The sequence below is a fragment of the Streptomyces sp. NPDC004542 genome (assembly GCF_040610035.1).
In the GTDB taxonomy this organism is placed as follows: Bacteria; Actinomycetota; Actinomycetes; order Streptomycetales; family Streptomycetaceae; genus Streptomyces.
In genome coordinates, this window is record NZ_JBEXLP010000057.1 from 14,893 (window position 1) to 36,575 (window position 21,683).

The 21,683-nt window shown below is 71.0% G+C and carries 18 protein-coding genes; 1 reads left to right on the forward strand and 17 read right to left on the reverse strand.

Annotation, left to right across the window (positions count from 1 at the left end):
- Positions 1 to 42: 42 nt before the first annotated feature.
- From ABZX30_RS26095 to ABZX30_RS26115, 5 genes are all read right to left on the reverse strand, one after another.
- Positions 43 to 1,629: a Na+/H+ antiporter gene (locus tag ABZX30_RS26095; RefSeq protein ID WP_355937560.1), complete on the reverse strand. Its 1,587-nt coding sequence runs from the start codon at positions 1,627 to 1,629 to the stop codon at positions 43 to 45.
- Positions 1,630 to 1,721: 92 nt separating this feature from the next.
- Complete coding sequence (locus ABZX30_RS26100) at positions 1,722 to 2,192, reverse strand: GNAT family N-acetyltransferase (protein ID WP_355937561.1); 471 nt, start codon at positions 2,190 to 2,192, stop codon at positions 1,722 to 1,724.
- Positions 2,189 to 3,133 carry an RluA family pseudouridine synthase gene (locus ABZX30_RS26105; protein WP_355937563.1) on the reverse strand — a complete coding sequence of 315 codons (945 nt, stop codon included), beginning with the start codon at positions 3,131 to 3,133 and terminating at the stop codon, positions 2,189 to 2,191. The genes ABZX30_RS26100 and ABZX30_RS26105 overlap by 4 nt, the downstream gene beginning before the upstream one ends.
- Positions 3,134 to 3,188: 55 nt before the next feature.
- On the reverse strand, positions 3,189 to 3,791 hold the full coding sequence (gene lspA, locus ABZX30_RS26110; RefSeq protein WP_355937565.1) for a signal peptidase II: 603 nt from the start codon (positions 3,789 to 3,791) through the stop codon (positions 3,189 to 3,191).
- An 81-nt stretch (positions 3,792 to 3,872) separates the two neighbouring features.
- Positions 3,873 to 5,159, reverse strand: a complete 1,287-nt coding sequence (locus ABZX30_RS26115) for a TraR/DksA family transcriptional regulator (protein ID WP_355937567.1) — start codon at positions 5,157 to 5,159, stop codon at positions 3,873 to 3,875.
- A gap of 605 nt (positions 5,160 to 5,764) precedes the next feature.
- Between ABZX30_RS26115 and ileS the strand changes: the two genes are divergently transcribed.
- Entirely contained in the window at positions 5,765 to 8,908 is a 3,144-nt protein-coding gene (ileS, locus tag ABZX30_RS26120; protein ID WP_355937569.1) for an isoleucine--tRNA ligase, read from the forward strand.
- Between the two features lie 148 nt (positions 8,909 to 9,056).
- Here ileS and ABZX30_RS26125 read toward each other — a convergent pair whose 3' ends face one another.
- From ABZX30_RS26125 to murF, 12 genes are all read right to left on the reverse strand, one after another.
- A complete protein-coding gene (locus ABZX30_RS26125) occupies positions 9,057 to 10,283 on the reverse strand; it encodes a DivIVA domain-containing protein (protein WP_355937571.1) in 1,227 nt (408 codons plus the stop codon).
- A 53-nt stretch (positions 10,284 to 10,336) separates the two neighbouring features.
- Entirely contained in the window at positions 10,337 to 10,627 is a 291-nt protein-coding gene (locus tag ABZX30_RS26130) for a YggT family protein (RefSeq protein WP_132854348.1), read from the reverse strand.
- 50 nt (positions 10,628 to 10,677) lie between these two features.
- Positions 10,678 to 11,310, reverse strand: coding sequence for a cell division protein SepF (sepF, locus tag ABZX30_RS26135; protein WP_132854347.1), 633 nt, complete (start codon positions 11,308 to 11,310; stop codon positions 10,678 to 10,680).
- 128 nt (positions 11,311 to 11,438) lie between these two features.
- Positions 11,439 to 12,158, reverse strand: a complete 720-nt coding sequence (locus ABZX30_RS26140) for a YggS family pyridoxal phosphate-dependent enzyme (RefSeq protein ID WP_355937573.1) — start codon at positions 12,156 to 12,158, stop codon at positions 11,439 to 11,441.
- A gap of 6 nt (positions 12,159 to 12,164) precedes the next feature.
- Entirely contained in the window at positions 12,165 to 12,896 is a 732-nt protein-coding gene (pgeF, locus tag ABZX30_RS26145; RefSeq protein ID WP_355937574.1) for a peptidoglycan editing factor PgeF, read from the reverse strand.
- Between the two features lie 10 nt (positions 12,897 to 12,906).
- Positions 12,907 to 14,109, reverse strand: coding sequence for a cell division protein FtsZ (gene ftsZ / locus ABZX30_RS26150; protein ID WP_355937576.1), 1,203 nt, complete (start codon positions 14,107 to 14,109; stop codon positions 12,907 to 12,909).
- A 278-nt stretch (positions 14,110 to 14,387) separates the two neighbouring features.
- Positions 14,388 to 15,191 carry an FtsQ-type POTRA domain-containing protein gene (locus tag ABZX30_RS26155; protein WP_355937578.1) on the reverse strand — a complete coding sequence of 268 codons (804 nt, stop codon included), beginning with the start codon at positions 15,189 to 15,191 and terminating at the stop codon, positions 14,388 to 14,390.
- A gap of 26 nt (positions 15,192 to 15,217) precedes the next feature.
- Positions 15,218 to 16,306, reverse strand: a complete 1,089-nt coding sequence (gene murG / locus ABZX30_RS26160; RefSeq protein WP_355937580.1) for an undecaprenyldiphospho-muramoylpentapeptide beta-N-acetylglucosaminyltransferase — start codon at positions 16,304 to 16,306, stop codon at positions 15,218 to 15,220.
- A gap of 6 nt (positions 16,307 to 16,312) precedes the next feature.
- Positions 16,313 to 17,677, reverse strand: a complete 1,365-nt coding sequence (ftsW, locus tag ABZX30_RS26165; RefSeq protein WP_355937582.1) for a putative lipid II flippase FtsW — start codon at positions 17,675 to 17,677, stop codon at positions 16,313 to 16,315.
- Between the two features lie 84 nt (positions 17,678 to 17,761).
- On the reverse strand, positions 17,762 to 19,213 hold the full coding sequence (gene murD / locus ABZX30_RS26170; protein WP_355937584.1) for a UDP-N-acetylmuramoyl-L-alanine--D-glutamate ligase: 1,452 nt from the start codon (positions 19,211 to 19,213) through the stop codon (positions 17,762 to 17,764).
- Positions 19,195 to 20,265: a phospho-N-acetylmuramoyl-pentapeptide-transferase gene (gene mraY / locus ABZX30_RS26175; RefSeq protein ID WP_355937605.1), complete on the reverse strand. Its 1,071-nt coding sequence runs from the start codon at positions 20,263 to 20,265 to the stop codon at positions 19,195 to 19,197. The genes murD and mraY overlap by 19 nt, the downstream gene beginning before the upstream one ends.
- Entirely contained in the window at positions 20,265 to 21,680 is a 1,416-nt protein-coding gene (gene murF / locus ABZX30_RS26180) for a UDP-N-acetylmuramoyl-tripeptide--D-alanyl-D-alanine ligase (protein WP_355937586.1), read from the reverse strand. The genes mraY and murF overlap by 1 nt, the downstream gene beginning before the upstream one ends.
- Between the last annotated feature and the right edge of the window lie 3 nt (positions 21,681 to 21,683).

The following is a 21,683-nucleotide window of genomic DNA, read 5'->3' on the forward strand; positions in this document are numbered from 1 at the left end:
GCGGGCGGGAGACCGCCCGCGCACCGTCGGACGTGGCACCCGTCACCGCATGCTGCGCACGTCCAGGTGGCGCAGCACCCGGTCCACGATCTCCGGGTCCGCCCCGGGCTCGCTCCGCGCGGCCATCACCTCGTGCCGCGCGGCGCTCAGCATCTCCCCCTGGATCCGCCGCACCCGCCTGAGCCTGCCCACCCGCTTGTCGTACGCCTCCAGCCGCTCGTCCTCCCCCACGTACGGGCTGATCCGCAGCCCGATGTCGAACGCGCGCCGCGCCATCTGCTCGGACAGCTCCTCCGGCAGCTCCTCGACCGCCTCGATCTCCTTCAGCCGCCGCTTCGCCGCCTTCGACGCCCGCACGGCCAGTTCCTTCTCGAGCTCCTTCTCCCGCTCCGTGTCCGCCCGCACCCCCAGCCGCTTCACCAGCCACGGCAGGGTGAGCCCCTGGAGCACCAGCGTCGCCATGATCACCCCGAAGGCGATGAACACGATCTCGTCCCGGTCCGGAAAGGCCGACCCGTCGTCGGTCTTGAGCGGGATGGCCAGTACCAGCGCCACCGACGCCACCCCCCGCATCCCGGACCACCACATCACGACGGTCTCCCGCCAGCTCACCGGGATGTCCTCGTCGTGGTCCCGTTTCGCGTGCAGCCGCTTGGTCAGCCAGGTCGCCGGGAGCAGCCACAGCAGACGGACCACGATCACCACGGCCACGACGGCCGCGGCCCAGCCGAGCAGCTCGCCCCACCGGCCGGACGCCGTGCGGATCGCGTTGTGCAGCTCCAGGCCGGTCAGCCCGAACGCCACCCCCGTGACGAGCGTGTCGACGATGTCCCAGAAGGTGTGCCCGGCGAGCCGCGTCATCACGTCGTCCGGGTCGGAGGCGTACTCGGCGAGGAAGAGCGCGGTGGTGAGCACGGCGAGCACGCCGGACCCGTGCAGCTCCTCCGCGAGCACGTAGGAGGCGTACGGCACCAGCAGGGTCAGCCCGATCTGCAGGGTCGCGTCCCCGAGCAGGTCCATCAGCCGGTTCGCGCCCCAGCCGAGCGCCAGGCCCACGGCGACCGCGACCACCGCGGACAGGACGAAGTCCAGGCCGGCCCGCCAGGGCGAGAAGCTCCCGCTGACCACGGCGGCGATCGCCACGTGGTAGAGCACGATGGCCGTGACGTCGTTGAACAGCCCTTCGCCCTCCAGGATCGACACCAGCCGGCGCGGCAGCCCGAGCTGCCCGGCGACGGCGGTCGCGGCGACCGGGTCGGGCGGGGCGATCAACGCGCCCAGCGCGACGGCGGCGGCGACCGGCAGTCCCGGCACGATCGCGGAGGCGACGGCGGCGACGCACGCCATGGTGACGAACACCAGGGCCACGGCGAGCAGGAAGATCGGCCGTTTGTTGGCCGCGAACTGCCGCCAGGACGTCCGCCGCACCGCCGCGTACAGCAGCGGCGGCAGCAGGGCGGGCAGGATCAGCTCCGGGGGGATGTTCACGTTCGGCACGAAGTCGGCGACCGCGAGCACGATGCCGAGGAGCGTCATCAGCACCGGTGCGGGCAGTCCCAGCCGGTCCCCCACCGGGACACTGACCAGGGCCCCGAGGAGCAGCACGAACAACAGGGCCAACTGATCCACGGCCAGCGCTCCGGGAGGTCGATGTCACACAGGTGCTCCCAAGCGTGCCATGTCACTGCGGGCAGAGTGCTCCGGGGCCGCCGTGACCTGGGCTACAGCGCGCGCCGCATCGCCCGGTGCGCGATGCCCGCCTCCGGGTACTCCGGCCCGTACGCCTCGTACCCGAGCCGCTCGTAGAAGCCCAGCGCGTGGGTCTGCGCGTGCAGGTCGACGGCCGTCAGCCCGCGCGCGCGTGCCGCGTCCTCGATGGCCCGCACCAGGGCCACGCCGACGCCCAGTCCGCGCGCCTCCCGGACGACGGCGAGCCGGCCCAGGGACCCCACCGAGGGGTCGCCACCGGTCTTCGCGGCGGCCGCCGCGCCGGACAGCAGCCGCCCGGTGCCCAGCGGCCTGCCGTCCTCCCGGACCGCCAGGACGTGCACGGCGGTGGCGTCGTGGACGTCGTACTCGATGTCCTCGGGGACGCCCTGCTCGCCGACGAAGACCTTCTTGCGCACCGCGAAGCACGCCTCCCGGTCGGCCGGCTCCGCGGCGATCCGCACGGTGTACGGGGTGCCGGTCATCCGTAGGTCTCCGCACGGACCTGGTCCAGCGCCTGCTGCAGGTCCTCGGGGTAGTCGCACGCGAACTCCACCCACCGGCCGTCCGCGGGGTGCTCGAAGCCGAGCCGTACGGCGTGCAGCCACTGGCGGGTCAGGTGCAGCCGCTTGGCGAGCGTGGGGTCGGCGCCGTAGGTCAGGTCGCCGACGCACGGGTGGCGGTGGGCGGACATGTGGACGCGGATCTGGTGGGTGCGGCCGGTCTCCAGCTTCACGTCCAGCAGGGAGGCGGCGCGGAAGGCCTCGATGAGGTCGTAGTGGGTCACGGACGGCTTGCCCTCCGCGGTGACGGCCCACTTGTAGTCGTGCTGGGGGTGGCGGCCGATGGGGGCGTCGATGGTGCCGCTGGTCGGGTCCGGGTGGCCCTGGACGAGCGTGTGGTACCGCTTGTCGACCGTGCGCTCCTTGAACTGGCGCTTGAGCGAGGTGTACGCGCGCTCGGACTTGGCGACCACCATCAGGCCGGACGTGCCCACGTCGAGGCGGTGCACGATGCCCTGGCGCTCGGCGGCCCCGGAGGTGGAGACGCGGTAGCCGGCGGCCGCGAGGCCGCCGATCACGGTCGGGCCGGTCCAGCCCGGCGACGGGTGCGCGGCCACGCCCACGGGCTTGACGATCACGACCACGTCGTCGTCGTCGTGCACGATCTCCATGCCCTCGACGGGCTCGGCGACCACCTGCACCGGCGCGGGCGCCTGCGGCATCTCGACCTCGAGCCAGGCGCCGCCGCTGACCCGCTCGGACTTGCCGACCACCGCGCCGTCGACCTGGACCTTGCCCGCGGCGGCCAGCTCCGCCGCCTTGGTACGGGAGAAGCCGAACATGCGCGAGATGGCGGCGTCGACGCGCTCGCCCTCCAGGCCGTCGGGCACGGGCAGGGTACGGATCTCGGGAAGGGTGCTCACCCGACGAGTATGCCGGACGGGTCCGAGGGCCCCGAACGAGCCCGTGCCCCGGTGCTCAGTCCTTGTGGACCGTGCCGTCCGGGTCCAGGCCGCGGAAGGACAGCAGCACGATCAGGACGCCGCCGCAGACGATCGCCGAGTCGGCCAGGTTGAACACCGCGAAGCCCTTGGGCGCGATGAAGTCGATGACCTCGCCCTGGAAGATCCCCGGCGAGCGGAAGACCCGGTCGGTGAGGTTGCCCAGCGCGCCGCCCAGCAGCAGGCCCAGCGCGATCGCCCAGGGCAGGCTGTAGAGCTTGCGGGCCAGGCGCACGATCACCACGATCACGGCCGCCGCGATGACCGTGAAGATGACCGTGTAGGCCTGACCGAAGCTGAAGGCCGCGCCCGCGTTGCGGATGGCGGTGAACTCCAGCCACTCCCCGAACACCTTGACCGGCGCGTGGTGCTCCAGCTTCGCCACCACGATCAGCTTGCTGGCCAGGTCGAGGGCGTAGGCGAAGGCGGCCACCGAGAACAGCACCGCGATCCGGCGCCGTCCCCGGGGCCGCTCGGCCGCGGTCGCCGTTGACGCCGCTGACGCCGCGGTCTCATCGGGGCCCGCTCCCGCGGCGTCCGAGGTGTCCGGCGTACCGATGGTGTGTTCCGCCTCTGCCACTTCAGTCCTTCGACCTAGGTACCTGACTGCACACGAGACTACGGCACGCCCCGCTGGACCCCCGTGCCGGTCGGCACCGGTTCAGTACCGGCGTTCCTGCTTCTGCTTGCACTCCACGCACAGGGTGGCCCTCGGGAAGGCCTGCATGCGGGCCTTGCCGATGGGGTTGCCGCAGTTCTCGCACAGACCGTACGTGCCCGCGTCCAGCCGTTCCAGGGCACGCTCGGTCTGGATCAGCATCTCGCGCGCGTTGGCGGCCAGCGCCATCTCGTGCTCGCGCGTGATGTTCTTGGTGCCGGTGTCGGCCTGGTCGTCGCCGGCGCCGTCCCCGGAGTCCCGCATGAGCCCCACGAGGGACTGCTCCGAGGCGGTGATCTCGGCGCCGAGCCGCGCCTCCTCGGACTGCAGCTCGGCGCGTGCCTCCTCGACCTCCTCGGAGGTCCATGGGTCCTCACCGGGGCGCACCGCGAGATCGCCGGGGTCCACCGCGGCGAGGCGTGCCTTGGGAACGGCGGTCTGCGCCGTCGTGGCCGTGCCAGGAGTCTTCTTCGCAACCACTGTCGTGGCTCCCGTCTGCTTCGCGGCCCGCGCCGCGCCCGCCTTCTTGGACGAACTCTTCCCGGCCACCGCCTCCTCGGTGCCCGCCTGCTGCCCTGCCGTCCCCGCGGCACCCGCTTCCGCGGCACCGCCCCTTCCCGCACCGGCCCCGGGTTCCCCGCCACCCGGCGCCACGGGTCCGGCCCTCCCACCGCGCCGCTGCTCGACGCCGGCCTCCCCACCACCCGGCGCCCCGCCCCGGGAGGCCTTCCCACCCGCTCGCTCCGCATGACGGCCCCCGGCACCGGCCTCCTCCGACACGGCCTCCCCACCGCCCGTCGTTCCGGCCCGGGAAGTCCTGCCGTCCGCTCCTTTCGCCGGGGTCTCCCCGGCGTCCGTCTTCCGGGCCGTCGTCTTGCCGGTCCCCTTCGTCCTGCCCGCGGCCTTGCGCGGGACGGGCTCCCCGGCCGGGGGCGCGGTCTTCCCGGAACCGGCCCTGGCCGCCGCTCCCGCGGTGCCGGGCCCCTTGGCCGACGGCCTGCCGCCCGCGGTCCCCTTGGCCTTCGGCTTCCCGGCACCGGTCTCCTGGGCCACCGCCTTGCCGGCGGCGGCCTTCCTGGCAGTGGTCTTCGCCGTGGCAGTCTCCTCGTCCACCGCGCCGCCGTCCGCGACGGCGTTCCCGGCGGCCGGCTTCTTCCCCGCCCCGCCCGCGCGCTTCCTGGCCGCGGCCGCACCGGCGGAGGCCTTCGTCCCACCCGAGGCGCCCGCGACCGCTCCCCTGGCCCTGCCGGGCGCCGCCGACTGCTGTACGGCGGTCTTCTTCGCCACCATGGCCGCGGCCCCTTCACATATTGTGATCTTGCTCGCGAATCGTGCTGGGACGATAAATCGACTGGAGTCCCGCGGCAACGGGGCACGCCGCGCGATTCGCCCGCCCCGCGCCCCCCGCGCGACAAGCCTGCATGCGTTGTGCCCAGCTCCCCGCCGGGTAATCCGCCAAGCAGGGCATCCCAGGATCCGAACACGCGTACCTCGCCATTAGGGTCACATTCAGGACATATTCCCCATTCCCCGTCACCCACCTCCCCGCACCCGAAATCGGTCTGCCGCTGTCCCCGGCGCGCCGTACACTGGGCGGAGCGAGAAGCGTGGATGGGGACGAGTAGCGGCGTACGCAGCGCAGAGCGACCCGGGGACGGTGGGAGCCCGGGGGCGAGCGCGTCGTGAAGATCACCCCGGAGCCGCCGGAAGAAAGCCGCAGCAGCGGTCGGTAGAACCGGCTTCGCGACCCCAATGAGGGGGCTCACCGGCGGATACGGCGCTCGGGGAGCCAAGGAGGGTGGTACCGCGGGAGCGCGCCGCACACGGCGCACGTAGCACATACGGCTCTCGTCCCTCCGACGGAAGGCAGCAAGTCCGTTGGAGGAAGCTCGCTGATGACAGCGCCGACGTACCGCCAGGTACCCGCCCAGGTCGACCTGCCCGCGCTCGAGCACGCGGTGCTCGACTTCTGGCGCGAGCAGAAGATCTTCGCCAAGAGTCTGGAGCAGTCCGAGGGCCGCCCGGAGTGGGTGTTCTACGAGGGCCCGCCCACAGCCAACGGCATGCCCGGCGCCCACCACATCGAGGCCCGCGTCTTCAAGGACGTCTTCCCCCGCTTCCGCACCATGCGCGGCTACCACGTGGCCCGCAAGGCCGGCTGGGACTGCCACGGCCTCCCGGTGGAGCTGGCGGTCGAGAAGGAGCTGGGCTTCTCCGGCAAGCAGGACATCGAGGCGTACGGCATCGCCGAGTTCAACGCCAAGTGCCGCGAGTCCGTGACCCGGCACACCGACGCTTTCGCCGAGCTGACGACCCGCATGGGCTACTGGGTCGACCTGGACGACGCCTACCGGACCATGGACCCCGAGTACGTGGAGTCGGTCTGGTGGTCACTGAAGGAGATCTTCGGCAAGGGTCTGCTGGTCCAGGACCACCGCGTCGCCCCCTGGTGCCCCCGCTGCGGCACCGGCCTGTCCGACCACGAGCTGGCGCAGGGCTACGAGACGGTCGTGGACCCGTCCGTGTACGTCCGTTTCCCGCTCACCTCCGGTCCGCTCGCCGGCGAGGCCGCGCTCCTGGTGTGGACGACGACCCCCTGGACGCTGGTGTCCAACACGGCGGTCGCCGTCCACCCGGAGGTCAGGTACGTCGTCGCCACCGACGGCACGGAGAAGCTCGTCGTCGCCGAGCCGCTCGTCGCCAAGGCGCTCGGCGAGGGCTGGGAGACCACCGGCGAGACCTTCACCGGCGCCGAGATGGAGCGCTGGACGTACCGGCGCCCGTTCGAACTGGTGGAGTTCACGGAGCCGGCGCACTTCGTCGTGAACGCCGAGTACGTCACCACCGAGGACGGTACGGGTCTGGTCCACCAGTCCCCCGCCTTCGGTGAGGACGACCTCAAGGTCTGCCGCGCCTACGGCCTGCCGGTCGTGAACCCGGTCCGCCCCGACGGCACCTTCGAGGCGGACGTCCCGCTGGTCGGCGGCGTCTTCTTCAAGAAGGCCGACGAAAAACTCACCGAGGACCTCCAGCAGCGCGGCCTGCTCTTCAAGCACCTGCCGTACGAGCACAGCTACCCGCACTGCTGGCGCTGCCACACCGCGCTGCTGTACTACGCGCAGCCCTCCTGGTACATCCGCACCACGGCGATCAAGGACCGCCTGATCCAGGAGAACGAGAAGACCAACTGGTACCCGGAGACGGTCAAGCACGGCCGGTTCGGCGACTGGCTGAACAACAACATCGACTGGGCGCTGTCCCGCAACCGCTACTGGGGCACCCCGCTGCCGATCTGGCGCTGCGAGGACGACCACCTCACCTGCGTCGGCTCCCGCGCGGAGCTGACGGAGCTGACCGGCACCGACCAGTCGGGGCTCGACCCGCACCGCCCGTACATCGACGAGGTCGCCTTCGCCTGCCCGCACGAGGGCTGCGGAAAGACGGCCACGCGCGTACCGGAGGTCATCGACGCCTGGTACGACTCGGGCTCCATGCCGTTCGCGCAGTGGGGCTACCCGTACAAGAACAAGGAGCTGTTCGAGAGCCGGTACCCGGCCCAGTTCATCTCCGAGGCGATCGACCAGACCCGCGGCTGGTTCTACACGCTGATGGCGGTCGGCACGCTGGTGTTCGACAAGTCGTCGTACGAGAACGTCGTCTGCCTCGGGCACATCCTGGCCGAGGACGGCCGCAAGATGTCCAAGCACCTGGGCAACATCCTCCAGCCGATCCCGCTCATGGACCAGCACGGCGCGGACGCGGTGCGCTGGTTCATGGCGGCGGGCGGGTCCCCGTGGGCGGCGCGGCGCGTCGGTCACGGCACCATCCAGGAGGTCGTCCGCAAGACGCTGCTGACCTACTGGAACACGGTGGCCTTCCAGGCGCTGTACGCCCGGACCTCGCAGTGGGCGCCCGGTGCGGCCGACCCGGCCCCGGCCGACCGGCCCCTGCTGGACCGCTGGCTGCTGTCCGAGCTGCACGCGCTGGTCGACCAGGTCACGCAGTCCCTGGAGGCGTACGACACCCAGCGGGCCGGCAAGCTGCTGTCGGCGTTCGTCGACGATCTGTCGAACTGGTACGTCCGCCGCTCCCGCCGGCGCTTCTGGCAGGGCGACAAGGCGGCGCTGCGCACCCTGCACGAGGTCGTCGAGACGGTCACCAAGCTGATGGCCCCGCTGACACCGTTCATCACCGAGCGGGTCTGGCAGGACCTGGTGGTGCCGGTCTCCCCCGGCGCTTCCGAGTCCGTCCATCTGGCCTCCTGGCCCGAGGCGGACCTGTCGGCCATCGACCCGGAGCTGTCCAGGCAGATGGTCCTGGTCCGCCGGCTGGTGGAGCTGGGCCGCGCCACGCGCGCGGAGTCGGGCGTGAAGACACGCCAGCCGCTGAAGCGCGCTCTCGTCGCGGCGACCGGCTTCGACGCCCTCGACACCGAGCTGCACGCGCAGATCACCGAAGAGCTGAACGTCGAGGCGCTCGCCTCGCTGAGCGAGGTCGGCGGCTCGCTGGTCGACACGACGGCGAAGGCCAACTTCCGCGCGCTGGGCAAGCGGTTCGGCAAGCGCGTCCAGGAGGTGGCGAAGGCGATCGCCGCGGCCGACGCCCCCGCGCTCTCCCTGGCGCTGCGCGAGGGCACCGCTTCGGTGGAGGTCGACGGGGAGACGATCACCCTCGCCCCCGACGAGGTGATCATCACCGAAACCCCGCGCGAGGGCTGGTCGGTGGCCTCCGACTCCGGCGCCACGGTGGCGCTCGACCTGGAGATCACCGAGGAGCTGCGGCAGGCGGGCCTGGCCCGTGACGCGATCCGGCTGATCCAGGAGGCCCGCAAGAACAGCGGCCTCGACGTGGCCGACCGCATCGCGCTGCGCTGGACCGCCACGGACCCGGCGGTCGTCGCGGCCCTGACCGAACACGCGCCCCTGATCGCCGACGAGGTCCTGGCCACGGACTTCGAGCAGGGCGAGGCGGACGGCTCCTACGGCGAGCCGTTCACCGACGAGGGCCTGTCCCTCGCCTTCCGCCTGCGCAAGGCCTAGGCAGCGGCATCACGAAGGCCCGGTCCCCGGAAGGGGGCCGGGCCTTCGGCGTCAACACGCGTAAAAAGGGCGGGGCCCCGGACCGAAGTCCGGGGCCCCGCCCTGAACGCTGCCGACGCCTACGGCGTACTACTGACCGTGCCGGCCCTCAGTTGTCGTCCTCGTCGATCAGGAACCCGCGCATGGGCGAGGGAGCCTGGCCCATCGGCGACGGACCCTGCGGCCGGACCGGGGCCATCGGCTGGGTCATCGCCGGGGTCATCTGCTGCTGGCCGCCGTAGGACGGGGCAGCGGGGCTCGGCGCACCGCCCATGGGCTGGTTGCCGCCGTAGGACGGGGCGCTCGCGCCGGCCGGAGCCATGGAGGGCGCCGGGGACGGCGGGAGGGAGGCCGTGGCCGGGGTGCGCGGCGGGGCCAGCGAGTCGTCGGCCTGGGTCTCCAGCTGGCGCAGCTGGGACTCGAGGTACGACTTCAGGCGCGTGCGGTACTCGCGCTCGAAGCCACGCAGGTCCTCGACCTTGCGCTCCAGCGTGGCGCGCGCGGACTCCAGGGAGCCCATGGCGACGCGGTGCTTCTCCTGCGCGTCCCGCTCGAGCGCGTCGGCCTTGGCGCGCGCGTCACGCTCGAGACCCTCGGCGCGGCTGCGGGCCTCGCCGACGATCTTGTTGGCCTCGGAGCGGGCCTCTGCGATCGCCTGGTCGGCGGTCTGCTGAGCCAGCGAGAGGACTCGGGCGGCGCTGTCGCCACCAGGGCCCTGACCGGGGCCGCCCATCGGACCGCCCATGGGGCCGCCCATCGGACCGCCCATCTGCTGCTGCATGGGGGGCTGACCACCCATCGGACCCTGGCCCATCGGACCCTGGCCCATCGGACCGGGACCCTGCGGACCCGGACCCTGACCGCCGGGGCCGGCGGGCAGCTGCGGGGCACCGCTCGGCAGCTGGGGCGGGCCACCCATGGGGCCGCCCATCTGCTGCTGCGGCGGGCCCGATATCCCGGCGGGCACCGGAGCGCCGGGACCTCGCATGCCCTGCTGCGGCATCCCGCCCTGCTGCATCCCGCCCTGAGGCATGCCGCCCTGAGGCATGCCGCCCTGAGGCATGCCCTGCTGCATCCCGCCCTGCTGCATGCCGCCCTGAGGCATGCCCTGCTGCTGGTCCTGCTCCGGGGGCTTGCGCATGTTCTGCTGGTTCTGCGCGGCCGCGCGCGTGGCGGCGGCCAGCTTGGCGCGCAGGTCCTCGTTCTCGCGCAGCAGACGGGTCAGTTCGGCTTCGACCTCGTCGAGGAAGGCATCGACCTCGTCCTCGTCATAGCCTTCTCGGAGGCGGACGGTCGTGAACTGCTTGTTCCGCACGTCCTCGGGGGTCAACGGCATCTCTTCACCTCAACGTAGTCATCGGCAGTCGGCAAGACCGTATCGTCCACAGTTCACCCCACCAGATTTCCCACGATGGAGATCAGGATGTAGACGATGATCATCAGTACGAAGAAGGACAGGTCGAGCGCCACGCCCCCGAGACGCAGCGGCGGGATGAACCGCCGCAGAAGCTTCAGCGGTGGATCGGTGACAGTGTAGGTGGCCTCCAGTACGACCACCATGGCCTTGCCGGGTTGCCACGAGCGGGCGAACTGGAAGACATAGTCCATGACCAGCCGGAAGATGAGCACGATGAGGAACACCATCAGCGCGATGTAGATCACCTGCGCGAACACGCTCATGGATTGTGCTTCCCTCTCCCCTGCTTCGTGCTTCGTTCCGGTCGTACTTCTCAGCTCTGGTTGAAGAACCCGCCCTCTGCGATGCGGGCCTTGTCCTCCGCCGTGACATCGACGTTAGCAGGAGACAACAGGAACACCTTCTGCGTCACCCGCTCGATGCTGCCGTGAAGACCAAACACCAAACCGGCCGCAAAGTCGACAAGTCGCTTCGCGTCTGTGTCGTCCATCTCAGTCAGATTCATGATCACCGGCGTGCCCTCACGGAAGTGTTCCCCGATGGTACGGGCCTCGTTGTAGGTCCGGGGGTGAAGCGTGGTGATCCGGTAAGGCTCTCGTTCCGACACGACCTTGGGCATGATCACCGGTGCGTTCTTCTCCAGGGACTGACGTTCTTGTGTGATGGACGCCACGGGCGCGATCCGCGCCGGGCGTCCCGATTCCGCGGGGAGCGAAGCGGCATGAGGAACCGGGTCGCGCGGCGCGGGAGGCTGCACGACTCGTACCGATTCATCCCTTTGGGACTGATGCGACTGGTGTGACGGCTCGTGCCGTCGGTGGTCCCGCTCGGGCTCCGGGTCCAGCTCGGGCTCGAAGTCGTCGTCGGGGTCGAAACCGCGGCCGTCATACCCATCGTCCTCCACGAGGCCGAGGTAGACCGCCATCTTGCGCATCGCGCCGGCCATGCTCTGAGTCCTCCGCTCTGTGGTGGATCCGCTGACGACCGCCAAGTGCCCGCGATCCACGAGGTCGTTCTGTCGCCTTGAGGCGACATTGACCATATTTTCTGCTGTGGTCCGACTTCTTGGCGACGTTACCCGAGCCTGGGGCGTACTCCGAGTACCGCAGTGCCGATGCGTACATGTGTCGCTCCGGCGGCCACGGCGTCCTCGAGGTCCGCACTCATCCCCGCGGACACCATGTTCGCAGCCGGATGGGCTCGGCGCAGGTCGGTCGACAAATCCATCATCCGCTCGAACGCGGCCCGTTGACGGCCCGCGTACTCCCCGGTGAGCGGCGCGACGGTCATCAGCCCGTCGAGCCGCAGCCCGGGAGCGCCGGCGACGAGGCCGGCCAACTCTTCGATTCCGCCGGGCGCCACGCCACCGCGCTCGCCCCTGGCGCTCTCGCCCGCGTCGAGCGCGACCTGGATGAGGCACCCCACCTCGCGCCCGGCCCGGGCGGCCTCCCTCGACAGAGCCGTGACGAGCTTGGCACGGTCGACGGACTGCACGACATCGGCATAACCGACCACGGATCGCACCTTGTTGGTCTGCAACTGGCCGACGAAGTGCCAGGAAAGCGGCAGATCCGAGCAGGCAGCGGCCTTGGGGGCCGCGTCCTGGTCGCGATTCTCGGCGACGTGGCGCACCCCGAGCCCCGACAGGATCCGCACATCGCTCGCCGGGTAGGTCTTGGTGACCACGATCAGGGTCACCTCCTCCCGCTTGCGTCCGGCGGCGGCGCAGGCGGCGATGATGCGCTCCTCGACCTTCGCCAGGTTGGTGGCGAGTTCTTCCTTGCGGTCCGTCATGTCCGATCAGTCCCACCACACATAGCCCGCGAGCCGCCCGGTGGTGCGGTCGCGGCGGTACGAGAAGTGATCGCGCGATTCGAGCGTGCACACCGGCGACTGCTCCCGGTCGCGCACCCCGAGGCGCTCGAGCTGCGCGTGCACTCCGGCGCTCACGTCGACCGCCGGAGTGCCCCAACTCGTCTCGGCGTACGCCGCCGGCTCCACGGCGGCCACCTCGGCACGCATCGCCTCCGGCACCTCGTAGCACCGGCCGCAGACGGCCGGCCCGGTGCGGGCGATGATCCGGTCCGGCACGGCACCGAGTTCGGCCATGGCCCGCACGGCGGCGGGGACGACCCCGGCGACCATGCCCGGCCGGCCCGCGTGGACCGCGGCGGCGATCCCGGCGACCGGGTCGGCCAGCAGCACCGGGGTGCAGTCGGCGGTGAGCACCGCGAGGGCGAGCCCCCGCCGTGCCGTGACGATCGCGTCGACCCCGGGCACCGGGTCCCCCGCGCCCCAGGGCCCGTCGACCACGGCCACGTCCGCCCCGTGCACCTGGTTCATCCAGACCACCCGGGCCGGGTCCAGGCCCAGGGACTTCGCGGCCAGGCCGCGGTTGTTCCGCACGGCGTCGGGGTCGTCGCCGACCGCGCCGCCGAGGTTGAGCTCCTCGTACGGAACGGCGCTCACCCCGCCCCACCGGTCGGTGAAGGCGAAGTGCGCGCCGTTCACGATGTCGTGCCGTCCTATCACGTCAGGAGCATCACTTGAGGAAGTCCGGTACGTCCAGCTCCTCGGCGGCGCTGTCCGAGTAGGTCCGCGGCGGCGGCGGAACCTGCGGCGTGACCGGGATCTCGGCCACCGGCTCCGGAGCGGCGGGCTCCGGCTCCTCCTTCGGCGTGACGCTGCCGAGCGAACCGAAGGACGGGCGGCTCTCGGGCTGCCGTACCGGGGCCGGCTCCTCGCGGCGCGCCGGGGCCGAGGACGACCCCAGGACGGTGTCCCGGCGGGCCGGCGGCTGGCCCCCGTCGAAGCCGGCCGCGATGACCGTGACCCGGACCTCGTCGCCGAGGGCGTCGTCGATCACCGCGCCGAAGATGATGTTGGCCTCGGGGTGGGCGGCCTCGCTCACGAGCTGGGCGGCCTCGTTGATCTCGAACAGGCCGAGGTCGGAACCGCCGGAGATGGAGAGCAGGACACCCCGGGCGCCATCGATGGAGGCCTCGAGGAGCGGCGAGGAGATCGCCATCTCGGCGGCGGCCACCGCGCGGTCGTCGCCGCGGGCCGAGCCGATGCCCATGAGGGCCGAACCCGCCTCGGACATGACCGACTTGACGTCGGCGAAGTCGAGGTTGATGAGACCGGGGGTGGTGATGAGGTCGGTGATGCCCTGGACACCGGAGAGCAGGACCTGGTCGGCCGACTTGAAGGCGTCCAGGACCGAGACCTGGCGGTCCGAGATGGACAGCAGCCGGTCGTTGGGGATCACGATGAGGGTGTCGACCTCTTCGCGCAGTTCCGCGATGCCGTCCTCGGCCTGGTTGGCGCGGCGCCGCCCCTCGAAGGTGAACGGGCGGGTGACCACGCCGATGGTGAGGGCGCCCAGGGAGCGGGCGATGTTGGCCACGACCGGCGCGCCGCCGGTGCCGGTGCCGCCGCCTTCACCGGCCGTCACGAAGACCATGTCGGCCCCCTTGAGGACCTCCTCGATCTCCTCGCGGTGATCCTCGGCGGCCTTGCGGCCGACGGCCGGGTTGGCTCCGGCGCCGAGTCCGCGGGTGAGTTCGCGGCCGACGTCGAGCTTGACGTCGGCGTCGCTCATCAACAGCGCCTGTGCGTCGGTGTTGATGGCGATGAACTCGACGCCCTTGAGACCGACCTCGATCATCCGGTTGATGGCATTGACACCACCGCCGCCGACACCGATGACTTTGATGACTGCGAGGTAGTTCTGCGGTGCTGCCACGTCGAAGGCCTCTCGCCTCGAGTTACGTGTCGCCGGCTCGCGGTTCCCCGCGGTCCGACGACTGATGCCGAATGGGACGGTCCGTAGTGCCGACCCGAACCCTAACCCTGAAGTTTAGGGTTACCAGTGTGCCTGTTCCTTGAAGTCTTCTGAACAGGACACTAAGTCGACAAGTGGCGCCCGTTCAACGAACACGCCGAACCTCCCGTTTTTCTTTTCACCCTATGTGATCAGGCATAGCGGTGCCCAACCAGGGTGCTGGCCTGCGCGGATGTGCGTCAACTCCCTGATGACGCGGGCGCGGTGGGGACGCTGACGTCGAAGTGCCGTGCACGCGCGGCTGCTTTCATGAGAGCGTTGAGGGCACGGGCCTTGGCGCGGCCGTTCTCCTCGCTGCCCCACTGCACCGTGCGCCCGCCGGTCAGCTCCAGCGAGATGTCGTCGTGGGAACGGACCCTGACGACCCGCGTCTCGCGCGCGATGATGGCCGGAATGTCACCGGCCACCCCCACGGCCTCCCGCACCAGACGGGCCTCCGGGAAGCGGCGCAGGCTCGCGGCGGCGGAACCGGAGCGGGAAGGATCCAATTCCAGGGTCGGAACGCCGTTCGGAGCCTGCGAAACCGTGGCGAAGCGGACACCTTCGTCGTCCACTTCGATGAAATTCCCGCCTTTTCGCATGAGGAGCACCGGGACGCGTTCGACGACTTTCAGACCGATTCCATGAGGCCAGGACCGGACCACCCGGACCGTGTCGATCCGGGGCAGTCTCCGGTGCAGCCGGGCCTCGATGGCGTCCGTGTCGACGGAGATCAGCGGCTCCCCGACCGGCACGCGGGCGGCCTCGCGGACCTGTGCGGGCGTCAGGACCACGGTCCCGGCCACCGAGACGCGCTCCACCCGCAGCCACGTGGAGCCGTACAGCAGCCAGACCACGCCGGAGACGAGGAGCACGAGGGCGGCGGCCAGGACGACGACTCCGCGCAGTCGGGGAAGGTGGAGCCTCCCCCACCGCCTTCCCGGCGGCGGGCCGGACGACTTCTGCTGGCGATCACCGCGCTCGGCGGTCGTCGGTCCGGCCACGCTCACTGCCCTCCGTGCATATCGTCCTATCGGCGAGAGGCGATCGCCTCGTACACCATCCCGACGAGCAGGTCGTCGGCGTCCCGGCGGCCGAACTCACCGGCGGCACGGGACATCTCGTACAGCCGGTGCGGGTCGGCGAGCACGGGCAGGACGTTCTGCTGCACCCACTCGGGTGTCAGTTCCGCGTCGTCGACCAGGAGGCCGCCGCCGGCCTTGACCACCGGCTGGGCGTTCAGCCGCTGTTCGCCGTTGCCGATGGGCAGCGGGACGTAGGCGGCCGGGAGCCCGACGGCGGAGAGTTCGGCGACGGTCATCGCGCCCGCGCGGCAGAGCATCATGTCGGCCGCGGCGTACGCGAGGTCCATCCGGTCCAGGTAACTTACCGGGATGTAGGGGGGCATCCCCGGCATCTGGTGCACCTGCGGCAGTTCGTTCTTCGGGCCGACCGCGTGCAGGATCTGGATGCCGGCCTGCTGGAGCCAGGGGGCGACCTGCTGGACCACCTCGTTGAGGCGGCGGGCGCCCTGCGAGCCGCCGGAGACGAGCAGCGTGGGCAGGTTCGGGTCGAGACCGAAGCGCGCGCGGGCCTCCGGACGGACCGCCGCGCGGTCCAGGGTGGCGATGGAGCGGCGCAGCGGGATGCCGATGTAGCGGGAGTCGCGCAGCTTGCTGTCGGGCGTGGAGACGGCGACCCGGGCGGCGTACCGCGAGCCGATCTTGTTGGCCAGGCCGGGGCGGGCGTTCGCCTCGTGGATCACGATGGGCACGCCGAGGCGCTTGGCGGCCAGATAGCCGGGCAGCGCGACGTAACCGCCGAAGCCGACGACGCAGTCCGCCTTGGTGCGCTCCAGGATCTGCTCGGCGGCCTTGATCGTGCCGCGCAGCCGGCCCGGAACGGTGATCAGCTCGGGGGTGGGCTTGCGGGGCAGCGGCACCGCCGGGATCAGGGCGAGTTCGTAGCCGCGCTCCGGAACGAGCCGGGTCTCCAGTCCCCGCTCCGTGCCCAGGGCCGTGATCCCCACGGTCGGGTCCTGCCTGCGCAGGGCGTCCGCGAGGGCGAGCGCGGGCTCGATGTGGCCGGCGGTCCCCCCACCGGCGAGTACGACATGCACCGAAATTCACCGCTCTCCGGACGAACGCGCCGCCGAGGCGCGCCGTCGCATCGTGTTCCATCTCCGGGGCCCCCGATCGAACGCGGAACCCCCAGCCCCCCGCTTTCTACCAAAGCGGGGTTGCCGCATCGCAAGCGCCGCCCGCGCAGCGGGCTCGTCGCGCGCGAAGGCGATCAGCAGCCCGATGGCGAACATGGTCGGCAGCAGGGCGGACCCTCCGTAGGAGAACAGCGGGAGGGGGACGCCGGCGATCGGCAGCAGACCGAGCACCGCACCGATGTTGATCACTGCCTGGGCGGTGATCCAGGTGGTCACGCCTCCCGCGGCGTACCTCACGAAGGGATCCTCCGTGCGTCCGGCCACGCGGATACCCGCATAGCCTAGAGCCGCGAAGAGGGCGAGCACCGACAGCGTCCCCGCCAGGCCCAGTTCCTCACCGGTGACGGCGAAGATGAAGTCGGTGTGGGCTTCGGGGAGTTGGCCCCATTTTTCCACACTCGCGCCCAGCCCGGAACCGAAGAGCCCGCCGCTGGCGAGGGCGTAGATCCCGTGCACGGCCTGCCAGCAGTCCGCGACCCCGGAGCGGGGCTCGGTGGCGCCGATGCAGGCGAGGCGGGCCATCCGGTTGGGGCTGGTCTTGATCAGGACCACACCGATCAGGCCGGCGATCGACAGGACGCCGACGAACAGCCGGGTCGGCGCCCCCGCCAGCCACAGCAGCCCGAAGAGGATCGCGGTGAGGATGATCGCGGTGCCCATGTCGCCGCCGAGCATGATCAGCCCGAGCAGCAGGAAGGCGACCGGCACGAGCGGCACCAGCATGTGCTTCCACTGGGTGAGCAGCTTCCTGTCGTGCTTGCGCGCGATCAGGTCGGCGCCCCACAGCACCAGTGCGAGCTTGCCGAACTCGCTGGGCTGGATCTGGAAGGAGCCGCCCAGTGAGATCCAGTTCTGGTTGCCGTTGACCGACATCCCTATCCCCGGCACCTGGACCAGGGCCATCAGGAAGACGGCGCCCGCGAGGATCGGGTAGGCCAGCGCCCGGTGCAGCTTCACCGGCATCCGGGAGGCGGCGAACATCAGCCCGCCGCCGATGGCCGCGGCCAGGAACTGCTTGCGGAAGAAGTACGACCCCGGCAGCGACAGCTGGAGAGCGGTGATCTGGGAGGCCGAGTAGACCATCACCAGCCCCAGCACGGTGATCAGCACGCTGCCACCGAGGATCAGGTAGTAGGCGGTCAGCGGCCGGTCCCAGGCCTTCCGCGCGCGCGTGCAGAGCCGTCGTACCGGGTTGTCACGGGGCGGCCGGGGGGACGGGGGCCGTCTGACGGCTCGCTGCACCGGAGGACGGCCCGTACGGCTACCGGACATCACCGGCTCCTCCCGACCTTCGGCCGCATCCGAGTCACGCGTCCCTCCTGGGGCCCCGAAGCCCGCTGGAGACGGGACCCGTCGTCAGGCGCCCGCGCCGAGTTCGCGGACCGCCGCCGCGAACGCGTCACCGCGCTGGTTGTAGTTGGTGAACATGTCCATCGAGGCACAGGCCGGCGCCAGCAACACCGTGTCGCCGGCGACCGCCAGCCGCTTGGCTTCCGTCACCGCCTGGAGCATCGCCCCAGTGTCGGTCCGGTCGAGGTCGACGACGGGTACTTCCGGGGCGTGTCGCGCGAGGGCGTCGCGGATCAGGGCGCGGTCCGCGCCGATGAGGACGGCGGCGCGAAGTCGCTTTGCCGACTTGGCGACCAGTTCGTCGAAGGTGGCGCCCTTCGCCAGGCCGCCCGCGATCCACACGATCGACTCGTACGACGCCAACGAGGCCTCCGCCGCGTGGGTGTTGGTGGCCTTCGAGTCGTCGACCCAGGTCACGCCCTCCCACTCCGCCACCTTCGCGATGCGGTGGGCGTCCGGGGTGAAGGCCCGCAGGCCGTCCCGTACGGCCTGCGGAGGCACACCGTAGGCGCGCGCGAGGGCGGCCGCGGCAAGGGCGTTGGCGATGTTGTGCGGTGCGGGCGGGTCGACGTCGGATACCTCGGCGAGCTCCTGGGCGTTCTTCTGCCGGTTCTCGACGAAGGCACGGTCGACCAGGATCCCGTCCACCACGCCGAGTTGGGAGGGCGCGGGGGTGCCGAGGGTGAAGCCGATGGCCCGGCAGCCCTCCTCGACGTCCGCCTCGCGCACCAGGTCCTCGGTGAGCTTGTCGGCGACGTTGTAGACGCAGGCGACCTGGTTGCCCTCGTAGACGCGGCCCTTGTCGGCGGCGTAGGCCTCCATGGAGCCGTGCCAGTCGAGGTGGTCGGGGGCGAGGTTCAGCACCGCGGCCGAGTGCGCGCGCAGGGAGGGCGCCCAGTGCAGCTGGTAGCTGGACAGCTCCACGGCGAGGACGTCGTACTCCTCGTCGCCGAGCACGGCGTCCAGCAGCGAGACGCCGATGTTGCCGACGGCCGCCGTGCGCAGGCCCGCCGCCTTCAGGATGGAGGCGAGCATCCGGACGGTGGTGGTCTTGCCGTTGGTGCCGGTGACGGCGAGCCAGGGGGCGGCCTTCCTGCCGTCCCGTCCGCGCAGCCGCCAGGCCAGCTCGACGTCGCCCCAGACGGGGACGCCGGCCTGCCCGGCGGCGCTGAACAGCGGCTTGTCCGGCTTCCAGCCGGGCGCGGTGACGATCAGCTCGGTGCCCTCGGGCAGGGAATCGCCGTCGCCGAGGCGCACGGTGACACCGAGCGCCTCCAGCTCGGCCGCCTGGGCCCGCGCACGGTCGTCGTCGCCGTCGTTGACGACGGTCACGACCGCGCCGAGCCCGTGCAGCACCTTGGCCGCCGGCACGCCGGAGACGCCGAGTCCGGCGACGGTGACGTTCTTGCCCTGCCAGTCGAAGGGCTCCGAGGAGTCGGTCACTTGTCCGCTGCCCATCCCGCGTAGAAGAGGCCCAATCCGACAATCACACAGATGCCCTGGATGATCCAGAATCGGACCACCACAAGGACTTCGGACCAGCCCTTGAGTTCGAAGTGGTGCTGGAGTGGCGCCATCCGGAAGACGCGCTTGCCGGTCAGCCGGAAGGAGCCGACCTGGATGACCACCGACATGGTGATGAGGACGAACAGGCCGCCCAGGATGGCCAGCAGCAGCTCCGTGCGGGAGCAGATGGCCAGACCCGCGAGCACACCGCCGAGGGCGAGCGAGCCGGTGTCACCCATGAAGATCTTCGCCGGTGAGGTGTTCCACCACAGGAAGCCCAGGCAGGCGCCCATCAGCGCGGAGGAGACCACCGCCAGGTCGAGCGGGTCGCGCACCTCGTAGCAGGCGCCCGGGTTGGTCAGCGTCGTCGCGTTGGCGCAGGACTCCTGGAACTGCCACACGCCGATGAACGTGTACGCGCCGAAGACGAGCACGGAGGCGCCGGTGGCCAGACCGTCCAGACCGTCGGTGAGGTTCACGCCGTTCGACATCGCGAGGATCATGAACAGCGCCCAGACCACGAACAGCACCGGGCCGATCGACCAGCCGAAGTCGGTGATGAACGACAGCTTGGTGGAGGCCGGGGTGTTGCCGCGGGAGTCGGAGAACTGGAGCGAGAGCACGGCGAAGGCGATGCCGCCGAGCAGCTGGCCCGCCATCTTCGCCTTGGCCCGCAGGCCCAGGGAACGCCGCTTGACGATCTTGATGTAGTCGTCGAGGAAGCCCACCAGGCCCATGCCGAACATCAGGCCGAGGACCAGCAGACCCGAGTAGGTGGGCGGGTACCCGGTGATCAGCTTCGACAGGAAGTACGCGGCGATCGTCGCCAGGATGAACGCGATACCACCCATGGTCGGCGTACCGCGCTTGCTGGCGTGCTCGCGCGGGCCGTCGTCGCGGATGTACTGGCCGTAGCCCTTGCGGGCCAGCAGCTTGATCAGCAGCGGGGTGCCGATCAGGGTCAGGAAGAGGCCAATGACACCTGCGAACAGGATCTGCTTCATCATCGGGCGGCAACCTCACCCTCGGCACCGGCCTCGAGCAGTGCCTGGGCAACGCCCTCCAGCCCCACCGAACGGGACGCCTTCACGAGCACGACGTCCCCCGGGCGCAACTCGCTGCGCAACAGGTCGACCGCCGCCTGTGCGTCGGACACGTGCACCGACTCCTCACCCCACGAACCCTCGTTATATGCGCCCAGTTGCAACCAGGAGGCTTCGATCCCCCCGACCGCGACGAGCTTGCTGACGTTGAGCCGGACGGCGAGCCGTCCGACCGCGTCGTGCTCGGCAAGCGCCTCGTCCCCGAGCTCGGCCATCTTGCCGAGCACCGCCCAGGTCCGCCGCCCCTGGCCCATGGCCGCGAGCGCGCGCAGCGCGGCCCGCATGGACTCGGGGTTGGCGTTGTAGGCGTCGTTGACGATGGTCACGCCGTCCGGGCGCTCGGTGACCTCCATGCGCCAGCGGGAGAGGGAGCCCGCCTCGGAGAGCGCGGTGGCGATCTCTTCCGCGGACATGCCCAGCTCATGGGCGACGGCGGCCGCGGCGAGCGCGTTCGACACGTGATGCTCACCGTACAGGCGCATGGTCACATCGCTTGCACCGGAGGGTGTGTGAAGCCTGAATGCGGGCTGTCCGCTGTCCGTGAGTCGCACGTTCTCGGCCCGTACGTCCGCTTCGGCCGACTCTCCGAAAAGGATCACCTTCGCCTGGGTACGGGAGGCCATGGCCCGGACCAACGGATCGTCGGCGTTGAGGACCGCGACCCCGCCGTCCCCGGCGGCGGGCAGGGCCTCGACGAGTTCGCCCTTGGCCTGCGCGATCTGCTCACGGCCGCCGAACTCGCCGATGTGGGCGGTGCCGACGTTGAGTACGAGGCCGATCCGCGGCGGGGTGAGCTCGGTGAGGTAGCGGATGTGGCCGATGCCCCGGGCGCCCATCTCCAGCACCAGGAAGCGCGTCTCCTCGGTGGCGGACAGGGCGGTCAGGGGCAGCCCGATCTCGTTGTTGAGCGAGCCCGGGGTGAACACCGTCGGCGCCTTGCGCCGGAGCACCTGGGCGATGAGGTCCTTGGTGCTGGTCTTGCCCGCGGAGCCGGTGAGGGCGACGAGGGTCGCGCCGAGCCGGCGTACGACGTGCCGGGCGAGGGCGCCGAGGGCGGTCTGCACGTCCTCGACGACGATCGAGGGCACCCCGACGGGCCGGGACGCCAGGACGGCGACCGAGCCCGCGGCCACGACCTGCGCGGCGAAGTCGTGGCCGTCGACGCGCTCGCCGACGAAGGCGACGAACAGGCTGCCCGGGACCGCCTCCCTGGAGTCCCGGACCACTGGCCCGGTGACCTGGACGGATGGATCCGGTATGTCGTGCGTCTGCCCGCCGACGACTGCTGCGATCTCGGCGAGGGAGAGGGCGATCACAAG